Genomic DNA, 24,958 nt, shown 5'->3' on the forward strand with positions numbered 1-24,958 from the left:
AAACTTGCACGTGGAATACCAACATCTTTGAGAAGAGTCTTACCGAGTCCTTCATAGTCAATAAGATAGCGCATCGCCAAACGCACTTTTTCATTGGCAAAAATAGGGTTTGTCGCATTAAATCCCCATATGATCATGGAGGGCGCCAACACTTTTTCAACTTTAATATCCGTTGTTGCTTGGAGATCTGCCAAATCCTCTGGCATCAGATTACGTGCAACATCGATATCATGTTTTTCCAATAATAAACGTTGCGTTCCAGGCTCCGCGACATGGCGAATTAAAATCTTCTTCAATTTAGGCGCCTCCCCCCAATAATTGGAGCTTGCACGCAACAAAATTCCTTCTCCAGGGCGCCAACTCTCTAGCTGATAAGGACCAACACAAGCAGAATGACTGGCCAAATATCGGTTTCCCATATCGCCATCTTGTTCGTTTTTCATGAGTGTCTCACGATCAAGCAAGGCAGTAGTGCGATTAGTGGAAATATTGCTAAGAATGAGCTCTGCTGGATAAGGTTTATCAAATTTCATCACCACCGTTTTGTCATCCGGTGCTTGAAAAGCCTCATCAACGTTTTGTTCTGTAATCCCATATTCATTAAATGTTGCTGCATTAGACAATTTCAATTTGACAACCCGCTTCATACCCCAAACAAGATCATTGGCATTTGCAGGACGACCATCATAAAACTTTAAACCATCACGCAAGTGAAAAGTAATCACCGTACTCTGATCATCACTTGAAACATCCCAACTCTTCGCTAACGAGGGAACCATTTTAGCCGCATCATCTGTAGCAGAAACGACTAAATTATCACAAATATTGTTAACCACTTCAATTCCATAACGGTCATTGAGTTGTGCAGGGTCAAATGTATTTATTGGATCGAGATTCCAAGCCATCACAAGCGTATCGGCGGGTGTTTTTGCTGAAACTTGTTGCACAAACATCCCCATTGCAAGAACAGCAGAAACAAAAGAACTGCCCTTTTTCAATATTTTTCTTTTCACGTTCATAGAATTTTCCTTTTAACGTTTATTGTATAAATTCTCCATGCAGCAAAACGTGCTTAATTTAAGTTTAGACGAACGATAGGCTCCTAAAGACCAAACTTTAAAATCTTCAAGAACAAGCACCTCTTGCCAATGACTCCTCTTGTCTACACTTATAAGCCAAACTAAAACATACAAAGGAAAACACTCTGATATACAATGAACGCTCACCAACAACAGAGCTTAACCACGATACCATAACGCCTACTATTGAAGACTATAAAACCTGTATTTTTTCTATCTTGTTAAGCAAGCTTGTCTCGTATTTCTTCCGGCGTTTTCTATACCATCAAAGCACTACCCCTTTTAGCTCAAGTACCTTAATAACAACGAGCCTTCATAACAATTTGACGATTTGATAAAACAGAAAAATTCGTTAGTTTGCCAAATGCAACGACTTTTATTCCTTCTTCAAAAGAAAATTTAATTTTTTCATCACTCCCCGTAAAATAACACCCTCCAAATGACATCTCATCATCTTTCAAAGCAAAAGAAAATATAAACACCATAAAAAACTGATATCCCTTGTGTACCCCCATAACAAAACTTTCCTTCAACATCGCAAAACCTTTGCACCTTTAGCACCACTAAATTCCGCGATATTTGTTACACTTCGTTTTTTTATGTTACTCTCAGTTTTTTAACAAATAAATTGACCACTTTCTAATTCAGAAAAATTGAAATATCGATCTTAACATCCACTTAAATACACCTCTAATGAGAATGAAAAATATCTTTAAACGAATGTCTTGAAAAGACATTCAACAATATATCACGCATTACCTATGATCTTCGACGCATTGCAAAACTTGAAAATTTATACAATACGCCGAATATATCATGACGATGCCCTTTATCTATTGAACAGCATTGAAGACACTCTTATTTTTCAATTTTACTATAAAAAATATGTGGCGCACTATTCCAAACCCACTTTTTGATATCAGGCGTCATCGCGATAACAGTATATTTCTGAAAGATAAACGCATAAGGTCCTTTTTGCATCAATTCACGTTGTAAATCAGCATAGAGTTGTGCCCGTTTTTGCGGATCTTTTTGAAACAATGCATCCTGAACCTTTTGATTCATCGTTTCATCCAAATACCCATATTGCCAACTAGGATAGGCGGTATTTTTTGCCTCAAGCCGATTATCTGGATTATAAACAAGACGTGAAGCCATTGTATGAGGATCCGCAGAATCATTATTCCATCCGACAAAAATCGTATCAAAAGCCCGTGCATAAAGTTTAGAAAACAACTGTGTACCGGCCATCCGTTCAATTTTAAGACGCACCCCTGCCTTTGCGGCACTATCTTGGAGTGACTGAGCAACTAACACCCTATAAGGAGCATTTGATACGAGAAAATTTGCCTCAAATCCATTCGGATAACCAGCTTCTGCTAAAAGCTGCTTGGCTTTTGCAATATCAAGTTTAAAGGGTTGCCCTTCTTTTTCATCTAAAGCCCCAAAGTTGCCAAGAGGAATAAAACTGGCCCGTGGAACACCAACACCTTTGAGAAGCTTCTTGCCAAGACCTTCATAATCTATGAGATAACGCATCGCCAAACGCACTTTTTCCTTAGCAAAAATAGGATTTGTCATGTTAAATCCCCAGTACATCATAGATGGTTCTAACACTTCTTCGATTTTAACATCTGTTGTTTTTTGCAGATCTGCAAGATCTTCAGGTGTCAAATCACGAGCAACATCAATATCGTGCTTTTGCAACAACAAACGTTGTGTTCCGGGCTCTGCAACATGGCGAATTAAAATCTGCTTCAGTTTAGGCGCTTGTCCCCAATAGTGAGAGCTTGCACGCAACAAAAGAGCTTCTCCAGAGCGCCAACTTTTTAACTGATAAGGACCAACACAAGCAGCATGACTTTTCAAATACTGATTTCCAAAATCGCCATCTTTTTCATGCTTCATAATTGTCTGACGATCAAGCAAAGCTGTTGCCGGACTTGCAACAATATTATTAAGAATGAGCTCTGCTGGATAAGGCTTATCAAATTTCATCACCACTGTTTTCTTATCTGGGGCTTGCAAAGCATCATCAACATTTTGCTCTGTAATTCCATATTCATTAAAAATTGCCGCATTACCCATCTTCAATTTGACAATCCGCTTCATACCCCAAACAAGATCATTGGCATTGGCTGATCGACCATCATTAAACTTCAAACCATCACGTAAATGAAAAGTAATCACCGTACTGTGATCATCACCTGAAACATCCCAATGTGTTGCTAAAGCGGGAACCATTTTAGCAGGATCATCTGTCGCAGTACTGACCAAATTATCACAAACATTGCGAACAATTTCACTTCCATAAACATCATTAAGTTGTGCGGGATCAAATGTACTAATTGCATCAAGATTCCAAGCCATCACAAGGGTATCAGCGGGTGTTTTTGCTGAAACTTGTTGTGCAACCATCGCCAAAGCTATAAAAGCAGAAACAAGAGAGCTGCTATTTTGTAATATTTTTTTCTTCAAGTTCATAGACTTTTCCTTTTAAAGTTTACTATATAAATTTCCCACACAACAAGCATATGCTTAATAATAAGGTTAGATGATCCATAAGCGCCTCAAACAAAGTATTATTAAAACCTTCAAACAACACCACTTACCAACCACAGACTTCTACCCATGGCTATAAGCCAAGACAAACCAAAACATGCAACAACAAACACTCTGACATACAATGAATGCTCCCCCCCATAACAGAGCCTATTCATGATGTCATAACGCCTACGATTGAAGACTATAAAACCACTATTTTCTCTCTTTTGTCGGGTAAGCTTGTCTCTTCTTTCCTCTCGCCTTTTTATGCCATCAAAAGACTCTTCTTTGTTAGCTTAAGCGCCTTAATAACAAAGAGCTCTACTAACAATTTGACATTTTAACAAAACAGGAAAATTCACCCATCAACCGACATGACCTCCTCCCCCTACAAGAGGAATTTTGAATTTTTCCATAATCCTCTGCCAAATAACAGCTTTTAAATTATATTTTATTTCTAAATAAAAGGAGCATAGGCTCCCCCTGATATTCCTTTACGCACCCACACATAACAAAACTTTTTTCCACATCGTATTTTTAATATCTTTGCTCCTTTAACAACACTCAATTCATTGCTTACATTTTTTCAGAAAAAAAGATCTTTTCAATGCACTAAGGTTGAAATATCTAAATATAATACCTATATAAGCATACCCTTATTAGAATAGATAGTCTTTTTTTAAGTAAACTGTCTTGAAATATTATTTCTATACACGACAATAATAAGTTCGTTACAAAATCTTCAATATACTAGAACTCTCACTCTGATAAGAAATGCTGAAACGTTATAAAATTTCTCTACAAATTCTCGAGACGAAAGGATATCCCTTCATTTAATAAAAGAAGCGCCATGAAAATATCGCAAAAAATGCAATAAAACATGTGTATATTTCAAAAACCAGCACCGTTAACCAGACTAAGGTGATAAACTCAAAAAGTAAGAAAAAATAAAAAAATGTTTTTCCTTTATGATAATAACATCGCTGTACCATGATAATACAATAAAAAACACGATCTTTGAAAGTATATTAAAATGAAGCGAAAAAAAAAATTATTAGATTCTTTTCATGCGTTTCTTGGAGGAAAATCACGCCGCGTTAGTCTAAAATTGCTTATCCTTTCATTCTTCATTGGTATCGTAATGAATTTTTTGGGATGGACACCTCAAAACCTCATACAAAAAATAGTCGATTTTTTTCAATCACTATGGGAAGCAGGATTTATAACGCTTACAAATTTCTTCCATATAACTATGACAGGAGCTATTGTTGTTGTGCCTATTTTTCTTATCTTACGAATTTTTCATAAAAAATAAAAGCCTTAACATTTTCCTTGCGTTAATCTTTTCGAAAAATCAAACGACACAAAAATCCTGTAGTAATAGCAATAATCACTGCAACAATACCGTATAAAAAACGATACTTGTGCGCTGCATAAAAAATTGTATAGGTGATATGTGCTTTAACAATTTCAAGAGTCGTTGTTGCACTATCAATAAACTGTCCATCACGAAAAAGATAAGCACGAACTTTATAATGTCCAACTGGGATATTTGCTGGCAAACGAAAATGCGCTGTGAAAAGTGTGTCAGAACCAAAACGAACCCCACCCACTTCCTCATAATAAAGGCTTTTAGCTTTTTGCAATTTTATAAGTTCATCGCGAAAGATTTGTATTTTTTTCTGATCTTGTTCATCCGTCTGCAATGGCAAATAGAGTAATCCTAACCCTAAGCGTTTATAATCTTCAATGCTCGTAATATCGTCAATTTCACGTGTTGTGACCATAGAGTAAAAAAGAGGAACCTTTTTAAAAATAAGAGAATCTGTATTGACCCATACACCGGCATTGCGTTTTTTTTCTCGCATCACCATTGTCCGATCTTGTCCCTCCAAGCTTACAACAATATCATAACGGTTCTGTCGAGAATATAAAGGATCAATATTTTCTAAAACACCAGCAATATAAAGATCACGACCAGCAAAATTTGCATCCACAGTAATCGTATTCGTTGTTACAATAATTTGGACAGTTTCGTGGTCAACTTGATCAATGAATGTAGCTGGCGTCCCAACATGTGACCATGTAGAAAAAGAAATAAAACAAAAGCAACCTGTAATGATGTATAAAGAAAATAATCTACCCATTTTTATCTCATAAGAATATCCAGAGAGAAAAGATTATCAGGGCGTATAAATAATTGAAAAGCAAGACGCATACACACAATCAACACTAAAAATGCAAGTGCCATACGCAATTGTTCAGCCTTTAACTTCCGTCCAACCCGTGTTCCATATTGCGCACCAATACTTCCTCCAAGCATTAACAAAAAAGCCAAGACAATATCAACGGACTGATTAGTCATACTTTGCAAAACTGTCGTGAAAGAAGACACAAATGTAATCTGAAAAAGTGAAGTCCCAATCACCACACTGGTTGGAACACGCAGAAGATAAATCAATGCTGGTATCATAAAGAACCCCCCACCAATTCCCATAATAGAAGACAACAACCCCACAATGAGACCAATCCCTAAAACTGGAATAATGCTAACATATATCATAGATGTCCGAAAACGCATTTTTAAGGGTAAGCGATGAATCCAATTATGTCGACCAGCAAGACGAATATTGGCTTTTCCTTCCTTACGCTTGCGCATCATATCATACCAACTTTCAACGATCATCAAGCTTCCTACACTTCCAAGAAGAATCACATAAAGAAGCGAAATCATTAAGTCTAATTGACCTAACTTTTTCAAAACAGAGAAAACCTGAATCCCGATTAAAGAACCAATCCCTCCTCCAATCGCCAAAAGAATACCAAGTTTAATATCGAGCGTACGTCTTCTAAAATGTGTAATTGCTCCTGTTACAGATGAAGCAATCATCTGGTTAGCACCTGTTCCAACAGCAATAGCAGGAGGAATATTATAAAAAATCAATAACGGCGTGATGAGAAACCCACCACCGATTCCAAAAAGTCCTGAAAAAAAACCAGCAACGACTCCCATACCAATCAAGATCAGCATATTGAGTGACATTTCAGCAATTGGTAAATAAATACTCACTTACAGAACCTTCAAGATAATTTGAGTTTTTTTTTACAATTAGAGAATCCTTCTCCAATTATCCTCTTTTCCAATAATCTCTGTTGCGTGTTTAAAAAGATAATTTTAGTTGCTATAGCTTCCGCACAAACATGAATGCGCAATACATTTCACATCTATTAACATCAACATCATAAAAATTAAAAAAAACGAGCTCCTTTTAAAAAGCTATAAAAACATAACGTTATCGCTACCACAAATGCAACGGTTAAAAAACAAAGAACACCTTTTTTTACCAAATAAGATAAAAACGAGACATGTTCCCGAGACTGCGTCCTTAAAGAAGAAAAATCATTCTCAATACAATGATTAGATGCCTGAGCACCCATCATACCTTTTTCTTCTATCACAGCATGCTTCACTACTCCCTCAACCTTTTTAAAAGAAGATTTCAGAGCATCATTGGGCAAAGGGCTTCTATTTTCTTGCTGCAACGTATTTTCAACATTTGTTTGGAGTGAAATTATGCTGTTTTCTTTCGAAAAATTTCGCACCTTTTGAAGTAATAAGCGTTCTTGATTTCCCTCACATTCCATGTGAGCAAGTTTTTGTACAACAGAATCAGGTGATTTTGAACGAGACACCTGTCGTGTTACCGCTGCTTCTTCTAAGCTTTTTTTTTCACTCTGCAAACTTTGAACAATTGTTTTAATCTGCTCTAAAGACTGGAAAAGCTTTTTTTCTCTTTGACGACGTATATAATGTTCAGCCAAAATGGCCCGACTAATATCATCTAAGTAAGATTTAAAATGCTCTTCTACAGAACTCTGCTGCATTAAAGAACGAGGCGAATGCTTCATTTGCATTTGCGCATAAACGGTGCGTAATTTTTGAGCAATATCCGACATCGTTACTTCTACAGAAGTATCCCTTCTGTCTTTCTGTTCAACAAAAGAAAAGACTTTATCGTTCCTAACCTGTTTGGTCGCTTGGTCGATCGTATGACCCTTCGTATTCACAAACGCCTACCCCTCATTAACCTTTTTGAAAAGAATCGCAACAAATGATGAGAAAATGTGCTCTATTTTAGTAAATAGAGCTTTAAGAACTTCCAAAAACTTTTTTGTTAGAAATATTTTCCCCAATCTTTATCTAAAATATTTGAAAGAAAGATCTTTAATTTTTCTGTCTTCAAGATTTGAAGAGCAAAATCATTCCCCCATTTTTATCTTTTTCACTTAATTTTTCATTGCATAAAGGACCTATTGCACCATCATAAACAAAGCATAAGAAACTAAAAAAGAATATTCTCACAAGACAGTTTGATTTTTTTACTTTTTATTCAAGCAAATAAGGCAATTATGGCAATGCAAAAATATGAAGATTGAAAATGACGACGAGAAAGTACAAGTAAACATAAAAAAGCTTATACGAAAGAGAACACAAGTTATAAATTGAGACTTCATTCTAAACAATTTGGTTTCTTATGAGTATTGCTATAAACTTGTAACATACAAACAAAGAGGATCATTATGAAGATAATTGTCGCTGTCAAACGTGTTGTTGATTATAACATCAAGATACGCGTCAAACCGGATAGTACAGGCGTTGATCTGTCTCACGTAAAAATGTCTATGAATCCTTTTGATGAGATAGCCGTGGAGGAGGCCATTCGCCAAAAAGAATCCGGTAAAATTTCAGAAGTTCTTCTTGTTTCAATTGGCCCAGAAGCAGCTCAAGAAACTCTACGAACAGGACTTGCAATGGGAGCTGATCGCGCACTTCTTGTCACAACGGATCAAACACTTGAACCCTTAGCAATTGCTAAGATTCTCAAAACCATTGTTGATGAAGAAAAACCCGACATGGTCTTTTTAGGAAAACAAGCAATTGATGACGATAGCAACCAAACAGGACAAATGCTCGCTGCTCTTCTTGGGTGGGGACAAGCAACTTTTGCCTCACATCTTAACATAGAAAATGGGCATGCTACAGTTACTCGTGAAGTTGATAATGGAACACAAACCCTTTGTCTTCCCCTTCCCATGGTTATGACCGCCGATCTACGGCTCAATGAACCGCGTTACACCTCTCTCCCCAATATCATGAAAGCAAAAAAGAAAATCATTGAACAAAAATCTCTTACTGATCTTGGCGTCGATACGAAAGCACGCTTAACAATTTTAAGCGTTGAAGAGCCAAAAACCCGTCAATCCGGTATAAAAGTGGCAAATGTAGTAGAACTTGTCAGAGCCTTAAAACAGAAGAACTGCATTTAATATTCTCACCACTAGAGTAAAAGCAACACTCACATAAAAGGGCAAAAACTTATGGCAATTCTTTTATTGGCCGATCATAATACAGAAGAAACAGCAAAAGTACTCACCGCTGCACGCGTACTCAGTAACGATATCGATATTCTGGTTTGCGGAGAAAAAGTTCAAACGATAGCGGAAAATAGTGCTAAACTTAATGGTGTGCGGCAAGTTCTTATTGCAAAAGCAGACTATTTAGCCCATCAACTTGCCGAGCCTATGGCAGATACAATTCTCACGTTAGCAAATGATTATAATGTGATCATGGCAGCATCCAGCAGTACTGGGAAAAATGTGATGCCGCGCGTAGCAGCTCTTCTTGATCTTATGCAAATTTCAGATATTACCGCCATTCTTTCACCCAATACCTTCAAACGACCAATTTATGCAGGTAATGCATTTGAAACTGTACGCACCAATGATTATAAAAAGATTATAACAGTTCGCACCGCTTCTTTCACCCCAACGCCTTCCCAAAATAATTCTGCTCCCATTAAAACAATAACACCAGCTCCCAATCCAAATCTTTCTTCTTTCGTAAAAGCAGAGACAAACAAAAGTGATCGTCCTGAGCTCACCTCAGCACGTGTTATTATATCAGGCGGGCGTGGTCTTGGTTCTCAAGAGAAATTTATGGCCCTGCTTCTTCCTCTTGCAAACAAATTAAATGCTGCTTTAGGTGCCAGCCGCGCAGCAGTGGATGCAGGCTATGCTCCCAATGATTGGCAAATTGGACAAACAGGAAAAGTCGTTGCCCCTGAACTCTATATCGCCGTTGGCATTTCCGGTGCAATCCAGCATGTAGCCGGTATAATGGATGCACAAATTATTGTTGCCATTAATAAAGATGAAGAAGCTCCCATCATGCAAATTGCCGATTACACCCTTGTAGGTGATCTCCACCAAATTATTCCAGAATTGGAGAAAGCTTTATAAGCCATGAAAGCACCTCTGCATGACCAACGTGAAAGTATGGAGTTTGACATAGTCATTGTCGGAGCAGGACCTGCAGGGCTTTCTGCCGCAATTCGTTTTAAACAAATTAATCCTGAGCTTTCTGTCACAATTGTTGAAAAAGGAACCGAAGTTGGTGCACATATTCTCTCTGGCGCAGTTGTTGACCCCATTGGTATCGACACACTCTTACCAGAATGGCGAAATGATAACGACCATCCCTTCACAACCCCTGTTACACAAGACCAATTTTTTTTTCTAAAGCCTCAAAAGTCCACAGTATTTCCCAATATTTTGCACCCTAAAATCTTATCAAATAACGGATGTTATATCGTTTCGCTTGGGAGCGTCTGCCGCTGGCTAAGCAAAAAAGCTGAAGCGTTGGGTGTTGAAATCTATCCTGGTTTTTCAGCAACAGAACCCATCATCCAAAAAGATAACGGAGCTATCATTGGTGTTCTCACCGGTGATATGGGGCTTAACAAAGATGGAACCCCTGGAAAAAATTATATGCCTGGGATGGCTTTATTGGCAAAATATACTCTGATTGCGGAAGGAGCACGCGGCTCAATTGCAAAACAACTGATACAACATTTTAATCTTAGCAAAAATCGAGAACCACAAAAATTTGGTCTTGGTCTCAAGGAGCTCTGGGAAATTGCCCCCAACAAACACCAACGCGGTTTAGTACAACATTTCACTGGTTGGCCCTTAGACAATAATACCGGTGGCGGTGGCTTTATTTATCACCAAGAAAACAATATCATTTCTGTCGGTTTTGTTGTGCACTTAGATTACAAAAATCCTTATCTTTCTCCCTTTGAAGAATTTCAACGTTTTAAAACACATCCAAAACTCTATAAAATCTTTAAAGGCGCAAAACGTCTTTCCTATGGTGCACGTGTTATCAGCGAAGGAGGTTGGCAATCTGTACCAAAACTCACCTTTCCTGGTGGAGCGCTTATTGGCTGCTCTGCTGGATTTGTCAATGTTCCTCGTATCAAAGGATCACACAATGCCATCTTATCTGGCATATTAGCTGCCGATAGAATTGCTACCGCTCTTGCACAAGGGCGTGCCCATGATGAGGTTAAAGAAATCGAAGAGCAGTGGCGAAAAGGGCTCATTGGTAAAGATCTTTATAAAGTGCGAAATGCCAAACCGCTCTGGGCAAAATATGGGACAAAATATGGAATTAAACTTGCTGGTTTTGATATGTGGTGGCAACAATTGTTCGGATTTTCCTTATTTAAAACACTCTCCCATGGAAAGGAAGATTATGCATGCCTTGAACCAGCAGAAAAATTTCAACCCATTGCTTACCCAAAACCAGATGGCGTTATAACCTTTGATCGCCTTTCAAGTGTTGCCCTTTCCAATACGCACCATGAAGAAAATCAACCTTGCCATTTAAAAATCGCCTCATTAAAAAAACAAAAAGACTCTGAGTATGCAATCTATGGAGGACCCTCTACACGCTATTGTCCCGCCGCTGTCTACGAGTGGCTAGAAGATAATGGTCATCTGGCTTATATGATCAACGCTTCAAATTGTATACATTGTAAAACGTGTGACATCAAAGACCCAAACCAAAATATCACTTGGATCTGTCCGCAAGGCAATGAGGGCCCCTTCTATCCCAATATGTAATTTCCCAATATATAATCATTGTTCATTCTCCTAAAATTGAAATATACAAAACGCAATGGATAAAAATATTTCCCTCAGATCAGAAATCCATCAATCACCTTCCTGCATACGTTCTTTCACAATGTAAAAAGAACTCTATTCTCATATAAAATACTCTCCCTACCGCATGACTTTTTTCAATAAAAAAACATAACATATTTTTATCAAAAATTTTTTATCTAAATGACAAAACAATAATGAATATATTCTTGACAATTCTGCGATAAAGAAACAGCCGCGGTTCTCGAAAATCTGAAGGAAAATAAGCCCGTTCTACTTTACCCCCTCTCCCATATGATCCAAAATGCTTTTAGCCCTCTCATAAGAAACATCTATCGTTTTAACTAGCCAAGAGCCCCCCTGAAGATGCGCTTCACATTTATTTTTTCTCCTACACTTTGCCAAGTAATGCTCACTCAAGAAAACCACGAATGAATGTAGAAAAAACATCGTGAGATAAAGAGCATGCTCGTTCAAGCCCTTTATAATGTTTCTACTGATAATGACACGAAAAAATCTTTAATCTCACATTAACCTTTTATTTTTGCATTAAAGATAATCGCCTTGCATCTAACCTTTACCAATATACTGCAATGAATGTGTACAAATACCGTAAAAATAAGCAGATGCCAAGCCATGGAGACTATCGCTATTAGCAAAACACCTGATAAAAAACAAAATAGCTTTCATGACCACTCTATGACGTGTTTTATAGAGTTGTTTTTTTATAAAGCTTGTGCTTTCGCTATTGCTTGTAAATCAACATCCAAATTGAACACAAGTGGTATATTTAAAAGAAAGATTAAGGTGAATGAAAGCTCTGCACGCCGTTCCAGATTTTGTAGCTAGAGCAAAAATATTGCATATTCTATTTGAGTAATCTCTGAAACGAAAATACAGTTTCATTTAGCAAGAATATGAAACCTGAAAGGAAAAAACCTGTTTTCCTCTTTACTATCATCTGTCCATTTGGTTTTTAAACTTTCAAAAGCATCACAATATCCTCTAAAAAGAAGAGATAACGTATTGTCCCCGCTTTTATTACTTACGTTTTTTATGGGAGCATATCCTTCAAAAAAATAAGGTATCCAAAATTAAAGCAGACTTGTGTTGTTCAGTCATGGGCTTGTTTTTAAGAGATAGCTCTCATATCAAACAATAATTTTGCGACACTATCCGAAAAAGGTATAACGCAATCCTGTGAACGAACAGTTCCATATTTATGAAATAAAAAGTACAAGCTAACAGCATTATTTTCTCTGCGATCTCCAATGAGGCGATAATCTTTGTTTTAAGGAGGTTTCAAGATGCACAAAAATGATTTTGATTAATTGACTATAAGAAGAGCTGAGATAATGTTACGATATTTAAAGCTCCTAATTAATAGGCAAAATAATAAATTTTCTATTATAAATCAAATGTTTAAGATAAAATTTAGCCTTAAACTTTTCTAAGGTACTCATTATACTGTATACTGTTAAAGCTGTAGAGAATATGAAAAAATAAAGTATTTTGCTGATAAGAGCTTATATTTGATCAAGTCAGCTGCCAGTTAACTGTATGTGTTTCAAAAGGGGCTGTTTACATTTGCTCAGAAAAACAGTTTGGATATCAATAGAATATTTGAAAAATCGGCGTTATGGAAATAATCTAAAAAGCTTAGCTTTTCAAAGAGCACAAAGAAGCATGAGATTATAACATGAGTAAAGTTGTTTTTTGGTTCTCGAAGGAAAAACTTTATAGAAAATCATGGGGCTGATAGAATATTGGTTACATTTGGAATTTGTTTTACTGGAAAAAATAACGCGGATCAAAATAGATAATAATGTTAAATTAAGACGTTAAATATGAAATTATCTTATTGTAGTGTAATCGATTATTCGAGTAAGGTAAGCCTTTGTAATGATAAAAAATGTGCTGGTAAAAAATGAGCCAAAATGGCTTATGAGTATGGATAAAAATCTTGTGGTGAGGAGAATTTAATGAAAAGAAAAGAGCATGTGTGAAAAAGCATATTTTATAGGTGCGCATGCTTATTCTGCACCCGTTATAGAATCAGGGCTTTATCTTGTGGCAACACCTATCGGAAATCTTGCAGATATTACGCTTCGTGCTTTGCAAGTGCTTGCAGGAATTGATATTTTAGCGTGTGAGGATACGCGAGTAACCCGTGTTTTGTTGGAACGTTACGGCATTCAAAAAAAACCTTTTCTCTATCATGAATATAATGCGCAAAAAGCGGGTCCGAAGCTCTTAGCGGCTTTAGCAGAAAACAAAACAGTAGCACTTGTTTCAGATGCCGGAACACCACTTATTTCTGATCCTGGATTTCGATTGGTAGAAGAGGCCCGTAAAGCTGGTCATAAAATTATTCCTATTCCTGGAGCATCCGCTCTTTTAGCCGCTCTTATACCGACAGGGCTTCCTACGGATAGCTTTTTTTTTGCAGGTTTTTTGAGTGCACGAAAGCTACAGCGCCGAAAACGGTTGGAACAATTAAAAGAGATTCCAGCAACTTTGATTTTTTATGAATCACCGCATCGTCTTGTTGAAACTTTACAGGATATGGTCACACTTTTTTCGGCTAATCGACCTGCTGCCATTTGTCGTGAATTAACAAAAAAGTTTGAAACAGTAGATGTTTCCAATTTGGGAAATTTGTTAGAAAATTACAGAAAACAAGCACATATTCGTGGGGAAATTGTTGTACTTGTTGGAGAATCATCTTCTTCTTTAAATGTGATAAGTGATCAAGAAATTGATGAAATGCTATTAGAACGCGCACGGATACATTCTGCTGCTCAAGCGGCAGCTTTTGTTGCAAAAAAAACCGGTTTAAAAAAGCAAGAACTTTTTCAGCGATTAATCTTTTTAAAAAATGCGTAAAATAATACAAAAAAAACGCAGACAAAAGTCTTTTTATCGAGGGATTCGTGCAGAAAAATTGGCAGCTTGGTGGCTACGTTGCAAAGGGTTTCACATTGCCGAAAGGCGTTTTAAAACAAAATGTGGAGAAATTGATTTAATTGCACGACGCGGAAATCTTGTGTTAATCGTTGAAGTTAAAGCACGTTCAACGTTGGCTGAAGCAATGGAAGCGGTTTCCCGAATGAATGAAAAGCGAATTGAGGCAGCTGCCGATATTTGGCTCGCACGGCAAAAAGATTATGCCCTTTTGTCTGTACGCTTTGATTTAATTGCAATTTTACCTTGGCGTTGGCCACAGCATATCCCTGCATTTTTTACATCTGATCAATAAACGGCACCCCCCGTTTTAACCATATTCAATAAAAAACATTTCGTTTTTATGTGCATATGCGTTAAAAAGTGTGTAATAATTGAGCGCTATAAGGAGCGAAATATGGATGATTATGAAAAGTTTGCAACAGGTTTGCTCATCATTTTTGGAGCGCTAATTATTGGTGGTTTAATGGCAATGCATATTGTGCTTATGAATAAACCAGGTTTTTTATTTGCATTAGCCGCAGCTGTTGTTGGTTGGTTTTCTGCTTTTGCCGTTCTCTTTGACAAGCCCAAAATCTATTTGGTTTTGATTATTCTTGCTATGTTATGTGTTGCTTCTTCAATTAGCGTTTATGTTAGTTAAAACACCTGAGATGTTGATTGAAATTCCTTTTAAAATATGAAACTGAGAAATAGATAATGAGACTTGGCTTTTTGGGAACGGGTACAATCAGTGCTTCAATGGTGAATGGCTTAATGACAAGCAACTTTGATGTTTCTTCCATTATTGTTTCGCCTCGCAATGCACAAACAGCAAAGCGCCTTTCACGTACTTATGATAAAGTTATGATTGCTGAAAATAACCAAGCGTTGCTCGATGTTAGTGATTGTGTTTTTCTTTGCTTGCCCAACCAAATTGCAGAAGACGTTTTGTGCTCTCTTCGTTTTCGTCCAGAACAGCTGGTTATTTCCGTACTTGCTATGGCAAAAGCAGCAGAAATAGAAGAGTGGATTAATCATAAAGTTTATCGTGCTGTTCCATTACCTTTTGTTGCAGAATGCAAAAATTTGACACCAATCTATCCCAATCATCCCTTTTTACGCACTTTATTTGATGCATTGGGGGGCACATTGGTGCTGGATAAGGAAGAGCAGTTTAATCTTTTTATGACAGCTGGTTCACTTATGGGAGTATATTTTAATTTTATAGAAACTGCCCATCAATGGTTTATAATACAAGGGTTAAAAAAACAACAATCAGCAGAATTCCTTACCATGATGTTTGGAAATCTTACAGATGAAATGCGTAAAACTATAGCAACGGATCGTTCTGTATCTCTCGATTTTTCACTGCTTGAAAAAGAGTTTTCAACAAAGGGTGGAACAAATGAATTTTTGTCAAATTACTTTTCTCAACAAGGAGGAAGGAATGCTTTAACAATGGCTCTTGAAGCTACTTTGCAAAAAATGAATGCTTCTAAAAAGAAATTTTAAGATTTATATCAAGAAAATTCGTATCAAAAAATGATTTTTAAAATATTTTTTACAACCTTTTACAATTTTTCTAAATTATTTTTATTTTCGGTCTTCTTCTTTTTGCCTCAAGTCCAATATTTTTTCTACCTCACGGCTCTAGCTCTTCAATTTTGTTCCCCTTCAGGTTATCCAAACGCATGAATAATTTTTTGTTTATTTAACCTATATATTCCATTCACACATTAAAACTTCCTCTTACAAAGAAGCGACTATTTTTATGTCTTTCATGATTGTGTTTTAATAAACTCTCTTAAACACCCCCCCATTCAAAAGAGTTGATTTTTTATTTGATCAACAATTTTACGATATAGTTTAGCATGCTCTTCACTAGGCTTAGCAACAAAAATAGGGATTCCCTCATCTGAAGAAAATCGTAAAGCTGCATCAAGCGGTATTTCCCCTAAGAAAGGGAGTTCTCGACGTTCCGCTTCTGCCCGTGCACCACCATAGCCAAAAATATCATAGCGTTTTCCCGTATCAGGAGCGATAAAATAACTCATATTCTCAATGAGTCCTAAAATAGGAACATTAACTTTCATGAACATTTCTATTGCTTTACGTGCATCCACTAAAGCAAGATCTTGGGGCGTAGAGACAACCAACGCACCTGTTAATTGTACCTGTTGGGCAAGCGTTAATTGTGCATCCCCTGTACCGGGCGGCATATCCACGACTAAAACGTCCATAGGGCCCCATACAACATCTCGTAACAATTGCGTTACAGCTGCCATAACCATAGGACCACGCCATACTACCGGCTTTTCTTCCTCAACCAAAAACCCCATCGACATCAATTTAAGTCCAAATTTTTCAAGAGGTTGAATCTTTTTTTCTCCAATAAGCTGTGGTTTTTGATTAACAAGTCCTGTCAAACGTGGCAACGAAGGACCATAAATATCAGCATCCATCACCCCCGTTTTGAAACCAGAATCTTGTAAAGCTAAGGCGATATTTATTGCCATCGTAGATTTTCCGACCCCTCCTTTTCCAGAAGCAACAGCAATCACATGCCGCACACCTTCTATGGGCATTTTGATCGGTAAGAGATTTGCTCTCCGACTAGGTGCTGTCTTTGTTATTTTTTCTGCTGTAAGTGTAACAACAGCAGATTTCACTCCCTCCAAAGCACATACCACCTTTTCAGCAGAACGACGCAATGATTCCCATTTTTGCACACCTCCATCAGGAACTGTAATGGAAAAGAAAACCTTACCATCAGCAATCAATATTTCTGAAAGAAGACCCAACGACACAATATCGCTTTCAAGATCTGGTCCTTTGATTGTACGTAATACGTTGCGGACAGCCTCACTTGTGATAAGATCCATGTTCTTTCCTCTCTATAAAAATACCAGCAAATATAAGCATAAGAACGAAAAATACTTACAAGGTTCATCACCTGATAATTTTGTTCATCACTTGATAATTTTCTACTTTACTCAGCATTATAAAGTATACATCTCTTATCTCTTTAAAAATATGAAACCATCCTTAAAATAAAGAAGTTCAAACATAAAATCTGCTATAAAATCCTATCAATCACGTTTGTGCTACAACCACTTTAATGAATATTCTGATAAAAATTTTGTAAAAACAAAAACTGAAAAAAACTCTTAATCCTAAAGGATATTTTAAATTGAGCATACAGTAATCAGTCACACCTTCTTTAATTCTTTAAGGCCCTAGCTATTTATGTTCTGTAGCTTCAATCGTTATTTTCTAACACTCCTACAGTATTGTAAAAAAGCGTTACAGATAGTTATAAGGTGTTTTGTATTCTTTCAAGAGAGAGAAAAACAATCTAAGATTGACTTTTTTTATATTTTTCCTTATGGGTTAACAGCCGTATGATAGGATAAAATTGTTTATCTCGCGCATAACTACTCATAAAACGAAGATTAAGAAGGGCCGCACTCCGCGGTATTTAAATAAATGAAACGTACTTACCAACCCTCTAAACTTGTCCGTAAACGCCGCCATGGGTTTCGTGCACGCATGGCCACAGCTGGAGGACGTAAAATTATTGCTGCAAGACGTGCTCGTGGACGTAAGCGGCTTTCTGCTTAACCATTTAAATTTTCACAACCGTTGAGGATTGCTCATCGTTTCTTCGTTGTGAAACTTTTATTATGAACCTACAATGTCTGCTTGCAGGCATTTAATGAAATTGCGAAATATTCTTTTATGAAGAAAAAACATCCCTGCCGTATTCGCAAAAGAGCAGACTTTTTGGCTGTCCGTACAGGAGAAAAACGACGTGGTCCTTTATTTTTGCTCGAAGTTAAATCTCGTGAACAAACAACAGAAAGAAAAGATTCTCTTTTTGCACGTGTAGGCTTCACTGTTACCCGTAAAAACGGTAACGCTGTGAAACGTAATCGTATCAAAAGGCGCTTGCGTGAGGCCGTGAGAGTTGGTGTAACAAATCACATGGAAGCAGGAACAGACTATGTCATTGTAGCGTACCGTGATGTGTTACATGCACCTTTTACATCCTTGATTAGTGAATTAAATCGGCGAATAAAACCAAAAATAAAACATCAGCAACAACAACAAGGGTGTACGGATGGAATATAATCGCAATTTCTTTATCGCTATTGGCTTATCTTTCGTAGTGCTCATCGCATGGCAATTTCTTCATGTTGCTCCCAAACAAGCAAAGTTACAAAAACAACAAGTCATCGCACAGCAATTGTCAAAACAACAATCAGCCCTTTCTACTACCACGACAGATTTTTCTGATGATACCTCAACGTATCAAGCTACATCTATCATCGAACAGCCCATGACACCTGAAATCCGGAAAGCTGTATTGGACAAAACAGAGCGTATTGCAATCAAAACCAATGAACTGGAAGGCTCTATTAATCTTGTTGGTGCACAATTTGATGATCTTCACCTCAAAAAATATCGTTTAACAGTCGATAAAAAATCACCGGAAATCGATTTGCTAAATCCTAAAGGTTTCAAAACAACCTACCTTGCTGAATTTGGTTTTGCAAGTGCGTCTTTGCCAGCAAAAGCCTTGCCACAATCGGATACAAAATGGCAAATAGAGGGAAACAATACAATCCTGACTCCTTCAACACCCATCACTTTAATTTATAATAATGGACAGGGACAAATCTTCCGGCGGACCCTTTCTGTTGATAATCATTTCATGTTTACCATTGAGGATTCTATCAGCAATGAAAGTGATCAACCAATACATCTCTCGTCCTATGCCCGCGTTGCACGTGCAGCACCACCAGAACATACAAATGCAACCTATTTACTTCATGAAGGTATGATAGGTATTGCAGGAGATTCGCTCAAAACTGAAAAATATAAAACCTTAGCAGAGCTTGACCCAAATCCTGATAATGGGCAAAAAAGCATGACTTTTTCCAAAGTAACAGGAGGTTGGATTGGTATTACCGATAAATATTGGGCTGTAGCAGTTATTCCCCCGCAAAATAAAGAATATACAAGCCGTTTTATTTATTTTGATCGTTTGCAAACGCATTATCAGTCTGACTTGCTAGGGTCGCTTTTAACGATTGCCCCAAATGAAACAAAAACTGTTACAAATCGTCTTTTTGCTGGTGCAAAACAAGTTGAAATTATTAATAATTATCAAAATGACCTAAAAATAAAAAAGTTTGCTCTTTTAATTGATTGGGGCTGGTTTGATTTCATCACCAAACCAATGTTTTCCCTCATTGATATTCTTTATAAACAAACAGGGAATTTTGGTATCGCCATCCTTCTTGTCACAGTTCTCTTAAAAACTCTTCTTTTCCCTCTAGCCAATAAATCTTATAAATCTATGGCACGCATGAAGCTTTTACAACCGCGGTTGCTAGAAATAAAAGAAAAGTATCCCGATGACCAAACCAAACAACAAAAGGCAATAATAGATCTATATAAAACCGAAAAAATAAATCCCCTTGCAGGCTGTTGGCCAATGTTGGTTCAATTCCCAATATTCTTTGCTCTTTATAAAGTTCTCTATATCACTATTGAAATGCGCCATGCCCCTTTCTTTGGCTGGATTAAAGATTTAGCGGCACCCGATCCAACTTCTCTTTTTAACTTGTTTGGTCTCTTGCCATATACAACGCCAACATTTCTTATGATTGGTGCATGGCCTTTGATTATGGGAATAACGATGTTTTTACAAATGCGTATGAATCCTGCTCCTCAAGACCAAACCCAAGCGATGATATTCACATGGATGCCTGTTGTCTTTACTTTTATGCTCGCCTCTTTCCCTGTTGGTCTCGTCATCTATTGGGCATGGAACAATATATTATCAATCATTCAGCAAGGTATCATGATGAAGCGCCAAGGAGTTAAAATTGAGCTTTTTGATAATCTGAAAGCCATCTGGAGAAGATCACCCAAAAAAGAAGTGCATGAATGACAAGAGATTCTTCCCTTTCTGGAATTTTTTCTCGCAATTGGATTTTTATTCGTGGTGTACCAGAAATACGCTTTCTACCCCCTGAAGGACCACCAGAAATTGCATTTGCAGGTCGTTCCAATGTTGGAAAATCATCTTTAATCAACGCACTCGTCCAACAAAAAAGCTTAGCACGTACCTCAAATACACCAGGACGAACTCAAGAGCTTAATTATTTTGTCCCCGATGGATTCAGTGGGCAACTAGGAGACCTTCCCCCTCTAGCATTAGTAGATATGCCTGGTTATGGTTTTGCTGCTGCTCCTAAAAATCTTGTTGATGCGTGGACAAATTTGATTTTTAGCTATTTACGGGGGCGCACAACGTTAAAACGTGTATATATCTTGATTGATTCACGGCACGGAATCAAAAATAATGATGAAGATGTTCTTGCTCTCCTTGATAAAGCAGCTGTTTCTTATCACATTGTTTTGACAAAAAGCGATAAAATCAAATCAAATGCTTTGGAAAAATTAATTATGAGCACACAAACAAAGCTTCTTAAACGCCCAGCAGCTTATCCTGAGCTTCTTGTAACCTCTTCAGAAAAAGCTATCGGTTTAGAAGAATTACGTGCTGCCATTTTGCAAACCATCGCATAAGAGAACAATTCCTAGTCATTAACAATTTATTAATTATAATTACTAGCAGCTACTAATGATCTTGTACTTCTAGTCAAGCATCTTTATAAAAATGATTACTTGAAAGAATTCTCTTCAACTCTATTTGATAGTGTAAATTATGCTGACACTTTTTCACTCTCCCCTATCCTCTGCCTCGCGCTTCATACGCCTCATTCTTGGGGAATATGGTGTAACCACTCAACTGATTGAAGAATATGAATGGGCAAGAAGACACGAATTTCTAGCCCTCAATCCCGCTGGTCATGTTCCTGTTTTTCTCGATGAACACGAGGTTCCATTATCAGGTCCTCTTGTTATCTGCGAATATTTAGACGAAACACATGGAAGTTTACGACAAGAAAATAAGCTCTTTCCAGAAAATCCTTTAGATCGTGCGGAAGTACGCCGTCTCAATGACTGGTTCTTAAATAAATTCGAAAATGAAGCAACGCGCCATATCGTACGAGAACGAATCCATAAACGTGAAATGCCACTTGCCATTGGCGGTGGTGCTCCTAATTCACAAATTTTACGCAATGCACGTGCCAATATTTTACCACATATGAACTATCTCAATTGGCTCTGTGCCTCTCGCGATAGCTTAGTCGGTTCTGCCTTGTCCTATGCAGATCTAGCAGCAGCAGCCTCTATTTCTGTACTTGACTTTCTAGGGGAAATTGACTGGGAACAATCTCCTGCTGCCAAAGACTGGTATATGAGAATTAAATCACGCCCTTCTTTTCGTTCTCTTTTAACAGATCGCGTCCGCGGAATTGTTGCAAGTGCTCACTATGCAGATCTTGATTTCTAGCCTTCTCTCACAAACAAAAATAAAAGTGATATTTTATCTAAAGGATATTTATAGGTTTATGAATTTTTATGCATGCGTATAAACAATATAATAATACATTGATTTATGATCGTATTAAACAGAGAATAAAACCCATTATAATTGAATCACAAAAATCACTTTCTTATCGTGTCACAAAAAAGATCAGCACAGGGATAAAAATACTTAAGAAAGCATTTTAAAGACTCTCTTTAAATACAAGAGCTGTAGCATCATTGGAAGCTAGGCAAATAAAATAACAGTACTTAACGCATGTTATACTCCATTCTCCCCAATATATGAAAAAACGCATTGCATAATATATATCCTATTTTCTCTATAATAAACAAAGCCTCATCATACGTTTTTACAACATAACAATTTTTTCAACTGACTTTCCTAAAAGATGAAGAATCCGACCAACTCTCGTGTGAAAACAATCCAACTTCTTGTTAGCCCTTGCCCCCCTTTTACGTGATTTTATTTATGGATAACATATTGATATACAATGATAAATAATCGTTTTCTTATGCGTCACAAATGGAATTGATGAGTGAAAATGACTAAGTTAAAACATTAAAGGCTAACAAAACGTATGATAATGCTAATTTTCTCTATTTATGAAGCATAAAGATAGTGGCGCAGAATAGATGTTATATTATTCATGGATACTCTCTCGTGATACCACTCACGAGCACTATCATAAAATAAGTTTAGAAGAATTGATAAATATTTCTTTAAGAAAAGCGCATGAATTGACAACATAGGTCTATTTTGTTTGGGAGATCTTATTTTGCATGAAGAACGCTCCCCTTTAAAGAACGAAAAAAAAGCGTAAAGTAATACACAATCTTCATAAGGTTTCATAAGCAAACCTTACTTAAGAATATTCATCACACACTCTAACGAAAAACATCTCTATTTAAATTTGTAGATCTTATATCACTTGCTCTAAACAACAGTGTTTTACAGCACAACAAGATAAATTAAAGAAGGAAAAAAATTCTATAAAGAAAAAGAACCATTGGAAAGAAGGCAAGAATTTGCCTATACTGCACAGTAAAGTATCATAAGGAGATAAAAATGCGCCTTACAGTTGTTGGTGCAAATGGAAGAATGGGACGTGAACTCATTACAGCAATCCAGCAGAGGAAAGATGTAGAGCTTTGTGCTGTTCTTGTACGTAAAGGCTCACCGTTTGTAGGAAAAGATGCCAGTGCATTAATTGGTTCAGATTCTCTTGGGATTAGTATCACTGACAATCCCGAAAATGCCTTTTCTAATACAGAAGGTATTTTAGATTTTTCACAACCAGAAGCCAGTATTCTTTATGCTAACTACGCTGCTCAAAAAAGCCTTGTCCATATTATTGGCACCACAGGATTTAGCAAAACAGAAGAAGAAAAAATTGCAAATTTTGCGAGATATACAACTATTGTCAAATCCGGGAATATGAGCCTTGGAATAAATCTTTTAGCCAACCTTGTAAAGAAAGCCGCTAAAGCATTAGAAGCCGATGATTTTGATATCGAAGTTTATGAAATGCATCACGCTAACAAAGTTGATGCTCCTTCTGGAACAGCCCTTCTTCTTGGCCAAGCAGCAGCTGAAGGGCGCAATGTTATGCTTAAAAATGTGCGTGTCAACGAACGCAATGGTCATATAGGTAAACGCAAAAAAGGCACCATTGGCTTTTCCTGTTCACGTGGTGGGACAGTTGTTGGAGAACACAGTGTCATTTTTGCCGGCTCCAATGAGCGCATTGTTCTTTCACATACAGCGCAAGAACGCTCTATCTTTGCCAATGGCGCATTAAAAGCAGCTTTATGGGCACAAAATCATGAAAGCGGTCTTTATTCAATGTTCGATGTTTTGGGATTAAACGATGAATTTTAAACAATCAATAGAATAGAGGCAATTTATAATGGGACGCATACTTACACTAATTCGTCATGGACAAAGTGAATGGAATCTCAAAAACCTTTTTACCGGTTGGAAAGATCCCGATTTAACAGAAAAAGGTCATGCAGAAGCGATAGCAGCAGGAAAAAAACTGAAAGAATATGGTTTGAGATTTGATATCGCTTATACATCTGCCTTACAGCGAGCTCAAAAAACCGCTCAGCACATTTTAGAGCAAATGGGACAATCAGATTTAGAAGTGATAAAAAATCCCGCATTAAATGAACGTAATTATGGTGATCTTTCTGGTTTAAATAAAGATGAAGTACGCCAACAATGGGGGCAGGAGAAAGTGCAAATGTGGCGCCGCTCCTATACGATTGCGCCGCCGAATGGAGAAAGCCTACGCGATACCGGTGCACGCATCTGGCCTTATTATCTTTACCATATCCAGCCTTATATTTTGCGCTCCCAAACTGTTTTGATCGCAGCACATGGAAATTCTCTTCGTGCTCTTATTATGGTGCTTGAAGGTCTCTCCGGTGAGGAAATTATATCTCAAGAATTAGCGACCGGCATTCCTATTATTTACACATTTAATCCGGATTCAACAATTTTATCAAAGACAGTCCTCACACCTTAAACTTCTAAAATCATGATCTCCCTCAAAAGTTCAATGCTATCGTTTTAAGCTAAAAAAATAAATTCTATAATTTTATTGACAGAGTTGCTTCATGCGCTTAGATGAATTTTATAAGCCCAGATGGCGGAATTGGTAGACGCGCAGGTTTCAGGTACCTGTGCCGTAAGGCGTGGAGGTTCGAGTCCTCTTTTGGGCACCATACTCTTTTTTATCCAAAATAATTTATTGATTTTCCATATATTTTTTACAGTGAGGGACGCGTAAATAAAAGTGAGGGAATAGGATTTTGCAACACGTCTCTTAATGATTGCGAATCAAGAGTTCTTTTCGGGGTGGTTTTTTAGCAAAACCAGAGGTCCAAAGGGTCTCTAATTCTAAAAAGTCAAA

22 protein-coding genes and 1 tRNA gene are annotated in these 24,958 nt (G+C 37.2%); 16 read left to right on the plus strand and 7 right to left on the minus strand.

Annotation, left to right across the window (positions count from 1 at the left end; translation table 11 throughout):
* The 3 genes from ACFINY_RS07370 to ACFINY_RS07380 form a co-directional block, all read right to left on the minus strand.
* Positions 1-1,019, minus strand: a 1,019-nt coding sequence (locus ACFINY_RS07370; RefSeq protein WP_375612271.1) for an ABC transporter substrate-binding protein, incomplete at its 3' end; no start/stop codon positions are given.
* A gap of 356 nt (positions 1,020-1,375) precedes the next feature.
* Positions 1,376-1,594 carry a hypothetical protein gene (locus tag ACFINY_RS07375; protein WP_375612270.1) on the minus strand — a complete coding sequence of 73 codons (219 nt, stop codon included), beginning with the start codon at positions 1,592-1,594 and terminating at the stop codon, positions 1,376-1,378.
* A gap of 343 nt (positions 1,595-1,937) precedes the next feature.
* Positions 1,938-3,563, minus strand: a complete 1,626-nt coding sequence (locus tag ACFINY_RS07380) for an ABC transporter substrate-binding protein (RefSeq protein WP_375700958.1) — start codon at positions 3,561-3,563, stop codon at positions 1,938-1,940.
* A gap of 1,093 nt (positions 3,564-4,656) precedes the next feature.
* Between ACFINY_RS07380 and ACFINY_RS07385 the strand changes: the two genes are divergently transcribed.
* Positions 4,657-4,938, plus strand: a complete 282-nt coding sequence (locus ACFINY_RS07385; RefSeq protein WP_375612268.1) for a DUF6460 domain-containing protein — start codon at positions 4,657-4,659, stop codon at positions 4,936-4,938.
* 22 nt (positions 4,939-4,960) lie between these two features.
* Here ACFINY_RS07385 and ACFINY_RS07390 read toward each other — a convergent pair whose 3' ends face one another.
* The 3 genes from ACFINY_RS07390 to ACFINY_RS07400 form a co-directional block, all read right to left on the minus strand.
* Positions 4,961-5,770: a TIGR02186 family protein gene (locus tag ACFINY_RS07390; protein ID WP_273790722.1), complete on the minus strand. Its 810-nt coding sequence runs from the start codon at positions 5,768-5,770 to the stop codon at positions 4,961-4,963.
* Between the two features lie 2 nt (positions 5,771-5,772).
* The gene (locus ACFINY_RS07395; protein ID WP_375612267.1) at positions 5,773-6,693 is read right to left on the minus strand and encodes a sulfite exporter TauE/SafE family protein; all 921 of its coding nucleotides are present in this window, start codon (positions 6,691-6,693) and stop codon (positions 5,773-5,775) included.
* A gap of 179 nt (positions 6,694-6,872) precedes the next feature.
* Entirely contained in the window at positions 6,873-7,691 is an 819-nt protein-coding gene (locus tag ACFINY_RS07400) for a hypothetical protein (RefSeq protein WP_375612266.1), read from the minus strand.
* Positions 7,692-8,204: 513 nt separating this feature from the next.
* Here ACFINY_RS07400 and ACFINY_RS07405 point away from each other — a divergent pair.
* From ACFINY_RS07405 to ACFINY_RS07435, 7 genes are all read left to right on the plus strand, one after another.
* The gene (locus ACFINY_RS07405; protein WP_375612265.1) at positions 8,205-8,951 is read left to right on the plus strand and encodes an electron transfer flavoprotein subunit beta/FixA family protein; all 747 of its coding nucleotides are present in this window, start codon (positions 8,205-8,207) and stop codon (positions 8,949-8,951) included.
* 51 nt (positions 8,952-9,002) lie between these two features.
* Positions 9,003-9,923 (plus strand): electron transfer flavoprotein subunit alpha/FixB family protein, encoded by a 921-nt coding sequence (locus ACFINY_RS07410; protein WP_375612264.1) that lies wholly within the window; start codon positions 9,003-9,005, stop codon positions 9,921-9,923.
* 3 nt (positions 9,924-9,926) lie between these two features.
* Positions 9,927-11,591, plus strand: coding sequence for a 4Fe-4S dicluster domain-containing protein (locus tag ACFINY_RS07415; protein WP_375612263.1), 1,665 nt, complete (start codon positions 9,927-9,929; stop codon positions 11,589-11,591).
* A gap of 2,037 nt (positions 11,592-13,628) precedes the next feature.
* Positions 13,629-14,516: a 16S rRNA (cytidine(1402)-2'-O)-methyltransferase gene (rsmI, locus tag ACFINY_RS07420; protein ID WP_375612262.1), complete on the plus strand. Its 888-nt coding sequence runs from the start codon at positions 13,629-13,631 to the stop codon at positions 14,514-14,516.
* 4 nt (positions 14,517-14,520) lie between these two features.
* On the plus strand, positions 14,521-14,889 hold the full coding sequence (locus ACFINY_RS07425) for a YraN family protein (RefSeq protein WP_375612280.1): 369 nt from the start codon (positions 14,521-14,523) through the stop codon (positions 14,887-14,889).
* A 102-nt stretch (positions 14,890-14,991) separates the two neighbouring features.
* Positions 14,992-15,237, plus strand: a complete 246-nt coding sequence (locus ACFINY_RS07430) for a hypothetical protein (protein ID WP_375612261.1) — start codon at positions 14,992-14,994, stop codon at positions 15,235-15,237.
* Positions 15,238-15,293: 56 nt separating this feature from the next.
* Complete coding sequence (locus ACFINY_RS07435) at positions 15,294-16,088, plus strand: pyrroline-5-carboxylate reductase (RefSeq protein ID WP_375612260.1); 795 nt, start codon at positions 15,294-15,296, stop codon at positions 16,086-16,088.
* Between the two features lie 308 nt (positions 16,089-16,396).
* Here ACFINY_RS07435 and ACFINY_RS07440 read toward each other — a convergent pair whose 3' ends face one another.
* A complete protein-coding gene (locus ACFINY_RS07440; protein ID WP_375612259.1) occupies positions 16,397-17,458 on the minus strand; it encodes an Mrp/NBP35 family ATP-binding protein in 1,062 nt (353 codons plus the stop codon).
* A 604-nt stretch (positions 17,459-18,062) separates the two neighbouring features.
* Here ACFINY_RS07440 and rpmH point away from each other — a divergent pair.
* From rpmH to ACFINY_RS07480, 8 genes are all read left to right on the plus strand, one after another.
* On the plus strand, positions 18,063-18,197 hold the full coding sequence (rpmH, locus tag ACFINY_RS07445) for a 50S ribosomal protein L34 (protein WP_375612258.1): 135 nt from the start codon (positions 18,063-18,065) through the stop codon (positions 18,195-18,197).
* 117 nt (positions 18,198-18,314) lie between these two features.
* A complete protein-coding gene (gene rnpA, locus ACFINY_RS07450) occupies positions 18,315-18,707 on the plus strand; it encodes a ribonuclease P protein component (RefSeq protein WP_375612257.1) in 393 nt (130 codons plus the stop codon).
* Positions 18,697-20,535, plus strand: coding sequence for a membrane protein insertase YidC (gene yidC / locus ACFINY_RS07455; protein WP_375612256.1), 1,839 nt, complete (start codon positions 18,697-18,699; stop codon positions 20,533-20,535). Before rnpA ends, yidC begins: the two co-directional genes overlap by 11 nt.
* The gene (gene yihA / locus ACFINY_RS07460; RefSeq protein ID WP_375612255.1) at positions 20,532-21,176 is read left to right on the plus strand and encodes a ribosome biogenesis GTP-binding protein YihA/YsxC; all 645 of its coding nucleotides are present in this window, start codon (positions 20,532-20,534) and stop codon (positions 21,174-21,176) included. The genes yidC and yihA overlap by 4 nt, the downstream gene beginning before the upstream one ends.
* A 139-nt stretch (positions 21,177-21,315) precedes the next feature.
* Positions 21,316-22,008 carry a glutathione S-transferase family protein gene (locus ACFINY_RS07465; protein ID WP_375612254.1) on the plus strand — a complete coding sequence of 231 codons (693 nt, stop codon included), beginning with the start codon at positions 21,316-21,318 and terminating at the stop codon, positions 22,006-22,008.
* 1,101 nt (positions 22,009-23,109) lie between these two features.
* Entirely contained in the window at positions 23,110-23,922 is an 813-nt protein-coding gene (gene dapB, locus ACFINY_RS07470; protein WP_375612253.1) for a 4-hydroxy-tetrahydrodipicolinate reductase, read from the plus strand.
* Between the two features lie 28 nt (positions 23,923-23,950).
* On the plus strand, positions 23,951-24,571 hold the full coding sequence (locus tag ACFINY_RS07475; protein WP_375612252.1) for a 2,3-bisphosphoglycerate-dependent phosphoglycerate mutase: 621 nt from the start codon (positions 23,951-23,953) through the stop codon (positions 24,569-24,571).
* Positions 24,572-24,685: 114 nt separating this feature from the next.
* A tRNA-Leu gene (locus ACFINY_RS07480) sits at positions 24,686-24,770 on the plus strand.
* The last annotated feature ends 188 nt before the right edge of the window (positions 24,771-24,958 follow it).

It is taken from the genome of Bartonella sp. AA23NXGY, from assembly GCF_042197165.1.
Lineage (GTDB): Bacteria > Pseudomonadota > Alphaproteobacteria > Rhizobiales > Rhizobiaceae > Bartonella.